Genomic DNA, 5249 nt, shown 5'->3' with positions numbered 1-5249 from the left:
TGTCAGCGGACCATGCGGTGCACGGGGGATTGCTGTTGCTGCTGTTGTTGCTGCTGGATCACCAGCGCTTGCTGTGCCCGCTGTTCGGCTAACTGGGCTTCGTGCTGCTCGGCCCGGTCCACCATGGCGACGGCATGCGCCTGGAGTTGCTGTCCGGGCGGCATGTTGGCGAACGCTTGGGTATCCTTGCGGAAGCTGTTCCAGTCGCCCTGGTTGGCGGCTTCGAGCATTCTGCCCAGACGCTTGCCCAGATCGCTTTGGCTCGTTTCGCGCTCCTGGCCGGACGTCGGCTGATGAGGGTCGGCGTCGCGAAGCGATGAATCGAGGCCGCGCTTCAACTCGTGACGATGCAGGTTCTGGGTAGGCGCGCTCGCGTCGAGTTCATCGCGCAGGTTACCCGTCGCATGCGACCGACCACTGAAAACGCCCTCGTGCACCCATTCGCCGTCACGCCCCCGGACGTACTCGTCGCCATCCGACGCCGTAAGCACGTTCTTCGGTGCCTGGGAGGCATGGATGGCAGCCGGCTCGGGCGGCCCGAAGCGATCCCAGCCAAATTGCCGGTGGGCTTCCAGGTAGCGGTCGGCGATGGCCGGGGGCTGGTTGGACCGGTTCTCCGCGATGACGTCTTCGGCTGCCCGGTCCAGGAGGGCAGCGCGCGCCGGCACGGCGGTTTCCCGGTGCGATCGCGCAAGGCCGTGCTCGAGATACCCGTCGGTTACCTGGCGGTTCCATTGGTGGGTTTGGGCGTCACGGCGCCAATCCGCCTCACGCAGACTGTGCGTGTCCCAGGCATCGGACTTCTGGGTGTACGGATCCCGTGGCGTGGGCGGGTTGGCAAGGGCGAGTTGCACCTGCACGCCGGAAGCCTTGTAGTTGAGCTCATTGGCCAGTTCGGGACTTGCCGTAAGCGTCTGGATCCTCGGCGGCTCCGGCTCGTGGCCGGGCGGCGGTGCGACGAAGCCTTGCCGCGTCCAGCCTTGCGCGGGCTTTTCCGGGTCCAGACTCCAGCTCTGGCCTTCGCGGTCGGCCTGGTGGTAGGTGCGGTAGGTGTCGATGGCATCGGCGATTTTGTTTCCACCGACGCCGCCGGCAATGCCGCCGACCGCCGTCGTCAAGATAGCGCCCGGGCCAGTCTCAAAGCCGAGGGCCGCGCCTGTCTGCGCGCCGAGGACTGCGCCGCCCCAGGCGGAGAGGTTGCGGCTGCCGAAGTGGAGGACAGTAGAATCTGTGCCGACGTGGTTACCGGCGGCGCTCAGTTCATAAGCGCGTTTCACTGTGTAGGTAGCGTCGGCCGCAACGCTAGCGAGGGCCATGGAGCCGGCCACACGCATGCCGGCGGATGGGGATTGGGCTCCGGTGGCGTTGACAGTAAATTCCGCGTCCATCGCTGCCTGGAAGCGACTGCTCTGCAACCCCGCAGCTTCGGAAGTCACAGGTAGTGGGCCGGCATCAATGGCTGTGATGCCACGAGCGTGGGCACCCTCGAGTGCGAACTGCTGGGCATGCTCTTGAAGCGTCCGATAGGGCGTTCCGCCCACGCCCTGGGCGTGGCGTCGAAGCCAACGGTCCGCGCCGGCTTGCATGTCGCCAACCGTCTGCGTAATAAAGTCCTTTGTGGGACGTCCGAACAAGGTGTCATTCACTGCATCGAAGCCGTAGCGTATATCTATCCGTGAGCGAATCTCCCTGAGCGATACCAGGCGACCACTATGGAATGAGGCTGAACCGGCCACATCGAGTTCAAGCTGCTGGAATGTGGCCGCTGAATCCCCGAGGAAAGCGATAGGATCTCCTGTGACGGCGTCCATGGAGAATCCGTTCATGACGGTTGTGGGGCTGGCCAGAATAGCCGGCGCTTCGTGGTTGGTAAAACCGCGCCTCGGAGGCGCGCCGTCGACAAAACCTACAGCAGGCACCTGCGAATCAAGGACCTTCTTCGCGAAATCAGGGCTGCCCATATTCCAAAACGAATCGATCGTCGCACCTTTCACGTCGCCACCCAGAGGAATGATGCCTTCTTCGAAAAGCACTTCTTCAAGAGCCTCTGAGGCAAGATTCATCGCGTCTTGGTTAGCCGTGTCCATTAGCGACATGCCAAATGGCGTGTCGCCGATCATTACAGCCCGCCCGCGGGAATCCTTTACGAAATCGAGAGCATTGGAAAAGTTTGATCGGCCATGGCGATCTACGCCTGAGTAAACGATGGGTAGCGATCCTTCGGGTGTAGTGACCGGATACAAGGTCAGCCAATTCATCATATATTGACTCAGACTCTGGCCGTTTAGCTTTTGCCGAGGGCGCTGAGCCGCCGCGATTGCACGATCGATGTCACTGTCGCTAACTTTTTCCCCATCAGATGCACGTCGTGCCGGCCCCAATGTGGTGCGTAGTCCGTTAGTCGCAGCGTTCATGGTCAACGGCCCTGACTCTCTGGCCGATTCCTTCTGGCTAAAACGGACGCCTGTTCCAGTACAACGATTGACTCGTCAACCGATGCAGTTCCTTCAGCACCGTCGATACCGAATTCCTTGAGAATTGACGTCTTGATGGCTATGGAGAACGTCGTATTTAACATCAGCCACTCGTTTTCGACGAGCATGGCTAGCAGGCCGCTGGCGACGGCTTTCAACACGCCAAAGTCGTCAAGCTTCGCTTCGAAATACTTTCCCAACGAAAGAAGATATGTGACTTCCTCCGCCGTCGAGATATTTACTGTGAGATAGGAATGCCTATCGCGCAGCACAGTCTTCGATTGAAGGCCAAGGCCATCTACCCTTGAGTCGTGTTCAACCAGGACCTGGAGATCAATGTCGTCCGGCGTGAGCCCCATCTCCATCCGGAATATTTTGAACTTGAGGCGGCAGTCGTGAGTCCATGAGCATCTGTCGCCTGGGACAAAAAATTCGTTCATTCTTAATCTCCTTCACTCCGTGGAATTCGTCGTCAACACCCTCGCGTCCCCGCGAGGGGAGTATTTGCACGGAGCTATTGCATGTCCTTGCAGTCGTTCGTGGGTGATGGATCGAAAGGTTACGGCAGAAAAAGCATTGCGCAACACATGATGTCCGCTGTTCTCAAGTCGCACTCGAGGCGCGTGAGGTCATCGAATTCCCAGCATAAATCCGGTAAAAATTCTCAAGACAACCCACGATTGTTTTTGCTAGGTTGTATCCGTTGCCTGCGGAGTAGCTTTCCGCGCGTCGCAGGCATCCATCGCTCAAGGCGGTGAGAAGCGCGGGCCGAGGGTGTTGGAAGCACCACAAGGCCCGCTGACCCCAATCAACAGAGAAGGTTGAACGAGGCTATGTCAAATACTAAGGCATTCTCACGCATGTCGCTTCCCGGCGACGCACCCTCCAACGGTTACCGGGCCGTCTGCATCTGTCGCAGACACGGTTGACGAACCGCGGCGTCCGGCGTCGCCATTGAGGTATTTCTTGCCGTGTTTATCCGGCGCGTAGCCGGGTGCGCGACAAGCGACGACGGATGCCGCATCCACTTCGCGATCAATCCGCCCGGCGCCCGGTCGCGGGCACGCCGTTGGGGCTCATCGTCCGAGCGATGGTGGCGCGTCATGCCGTGCATGGCGTGCCACACCTGGGCAGGCAGGCATGCATGAGGAAAATCATATGGAAAAGTACGGATCGGTGGGCGAGGGCAGTTTTTGCCTGGAGCCGGATGCGCGGCCGGATACGTTGTTGAACGATGCGACCGAGTGGTTGCAGTACGCGCGTGGGTTGACCGATCTGCTGATCGAGTCGATGGAAGATTCGGAATTGCCCGATCGGCGGAAGATGATGCTCGCGTTGGGCGCTATCGCGACGCTGACGACGATGGGGACGGAGTGCGTGGCGCAGGCGCATGCGAAGATGCAGTGGGACCGGGTTTAGGAGGTGCATCAGCCCACCTGCGATGTGGGAGCGAGCTTGCTCGCGATATCCAGGTTGCCGCTAGCACCCATCGCGACCGAGGTCGCTCCCACAGGGGCGTTGGCTCGGTATCAGATGGTTAGCGCACGGCCGCCGTCGATGCGGATGACCTGGCCCGTGGTGTAGCGGGCGTCCAGCAGCAGCCAGCGGACGGCTTCGGCGACTTCGATGGGTTCGCCCTTGCGGGCGAGCGGGGTTTTCGCGATGAGGGCATCGGCGGCCTCTTCGGGTTTGCCGGACTCCGGCCAGAGGATGGCGCCGGGGGCGACGGCGTTGACGCGGACGTCGGGTGCGAGGTCCTTGGCGAGCGCCTGGGTGAGCATGACGAGGGCGGCCTTGGCCATCGAATAGACCGCGTGTCCGGCGAGCGGGCGTTCGGCGTAGATGTCGACGATGTTGACGATCGCACCGTGGGCTTTGCGTAGCGCCGGTGTCGCGGCCTGGGCTAGGAAGAACGGCGCGCGCGCGTTGGCGGCGAAGAGGTCGTTCCAGTGCGCGGCGGTGGTCGTGCCGATGGGTGTGGGGTAGAAGGCGGAGGCATTGTTGACGAGGCCGTCGAGTCGGCCGAATCTTTCGAGGACGGCGGCGACGAGCGCATCGGGCGTGGCGTCATCTTCGAGTGCGCCGGCGAAGGTCGCGGCGCTGTTTTCGCGCGTGGTGTTGAGGTCGTGCGCGAGGGCGCCGGCTTCGTCGGCCGATTGCCGGTAGTGGATGGCGACGGTGCAGCCCGCGGCGTGCAGGTGTCGCACGATGGCGGCGCCGACGCGGCGCGCGCCTCCGGTGACGAGGACGACGGGTTGCTTGTTCACTCGCGACTCCCTGTTCGATGCGTGGGGAGCTTGCCGCAAACGGGGGCTGGCGTCACGTCGCGCGTTTGACTTTTTTGGGTACCGCGCTTTGTGTCACGGGGCGGCGGGCGACGGTCTTCTTCGTCGCTTTTTTCGTAGCCGCTTTGGTCACCTTTGTGGTGGCGGTCTTGCGGGTGGGCGATTTCTTGGCGACGGCGCGTTTGCGTGTCGCTGCCTTTTTGGCGGCTGCCTTGGGCCGGCGCGCCTTTGGCGCATCGCCAGCAGGGCTGGCTCCTACACGAGATCTGCGGCTGGGTTGGGGGGCATCGCCAGCAGGGCTGGCTCCTACACGAGATCTGCGGTTGGGGTGGGGAGTATCGCCAGCCGGGCTGGCTCCTGCGCGAGATCTCCGGCGCGACTGGGGAGCATCGGCAGGGCTGGCTCCCGCCGGGCCCGGCTCCGTGGGCGCGGGCGTGTCGGAGGGGGAGGGCTTCTTCGTGCTGGTGGGCTTTTTACCGCTGCCGCCGCC

At 62.4% G+C, this 5249-nt stretch carries 4 protein-coding genes; 1 reads left to right on the top strand and 3 read right to left on the bottom strand.

Going from position 1 to position 5249, the window contains the following annotated elements:
- Positions 1–2 precede the first annotated feature (2 nt).
- Together ABW137_RS02525 and ABW137_RS02520 are read right to left on the bottom strand one after the other, a co-directional pair.
- The gene (locus ABW137_RS02525; RefSeq protein ID WP_526396561.1) at positions 3–2261 is read right to left on the bottom strand and encodes a hypothetical protein; all 2259 of its coding nucleotides are present in this window, start codon (positions 2259–2261) and stop codon (positions 3–5) included.
- Between the two features lie 155 nt (positions 2262–2416).
- Entirely contained in the window at positions 2417–2914 is a 498-nt protein-coding gene (locus tag ABW137_RS02520; RefSeq protein WP_526396559.1) for a hypothetical protein, read from the bottom strand.
- Positions 2915–3632: 718 nt separating this feature from the next.
- On the opposite strand from ABW137_RS02520, the gene ABW137_RS02515 reads away from it, so the two are divergent.
- Positions 3633–3893 (top strand): hypothetical protein, encoded by a 261-nt coding sequence (locus ABW137_RS02515; protein ID WP_526396557.1) that lies wholly within the window; start codon positions 3633–3635, stop codon positions 3891–3893.
- A gap of 110 nt (positions 3894–4003) precedes the next feature.
- Here the strand turns inward: ABW137_RS02515 and ABW137_RS02510 are convergent, their stop codons facing one another.
- On the bottom strand, positions 4004–4741 hold the full coding sequence (locus tag ABW137_RS02510) for a pteridine reductase (protein WP_526396555.1): 738 nt from the start codon (positions 4739–4741) through the stop codon (positions 4004–4006).
- Positions 4742–5249 lie beyond the last annotated feature (508 nt).

The sequence above is a fragment of the Mycobacterium sp. genome (genome assembly GCF_040509115.1).
Classification (GTDB): Bacteria; Actinomycetota; Actinomycetes; order Mycobacteriales; family Mycobacteriaceae; genus Mycobacterium.
Note: the sequence above shows the minus strand (reverse complement) of the source record. Positions and strands in the feature narration are given on the sequence as shown.

Bases quoted from the DNA above. Each gene is read 5' to 3' on its own strand.
- ABW137_RS02525 (WP_526396561.1), bottom strand. From the start codon at position 2,261: ATGATGAATTGGCTGACCTTGTATCCGGTCACTACACCCGAAGGATCG.
- ABW137_RS02520 (WP_526396559.1), bottom strand. From the start codon at position 2,914: ATGAACGAATTTTTTGTCCCAGGCGACAGATGCTCATGGACTCACGAC.
- ABW137_RS02515 (WP_526396557.1), top strand. From the start codon at position 3,633: ATGGAAAAGTACGGATCGGTGGGCGAGGGCAGTTTTTGCCTGGAGCCG.